The sequence below is a fragment of the Alicyclobacillus sp. CIJ1 genome (genome assembly GCF_057538885.1).
This window is the reverse complement of sequence record NZ_BAAJPH010000005.1, coordinates 1-285: the sequence shown is the minus strand read 5'-3', so window position 1 is coordinate 285 and position 285 is coordinate 1. Positions and strand designations below refer to the sequence as shown.

At 68.8% G+C, this 285-nt stretch carries 1 protein-coding gene; it reads right to left on the bottom strand.

Features of this window, described 5'->3' with window-relative positions:
- A partial coding sequence (locus AC27E8_RS00085) for a site-specific integrase (protein WP_487111307.1) occupies positions 1-205 on the bottom strand: 205 nt, incomplete at its 3' end.
- Positions 206-285: the final 80 nt, after the last annotated feature.

Sequence of the window (285 nt, the reverse complement as noted above, 5' to 3'; positions counted from 1 at the left end):
TCGGCGCTTGCGCGGACTGCGCTTCGAGATACGCCCGCAGGTCCTCGACGGTGGTCTCCTCCACCACCCAGGGCAGGTTGTGGCGCTTGGCGTAGAAGGCCGCGAATCCCCTCAAGTCGCTCTGGTACCCGATGACCGTCTTTCGGCTCCGGCCCTGGCGCAAAAGGTGCGCCCCAAACGCCGTGATGGCTTCTTCGCCCAACATGGCACTCGCCTCCACAGGCCGCCCGGCCCGGGCCCCGGCACCCAGGCTGCGGTTCGGCGCAAATTCTCCCCCTTGCGCGC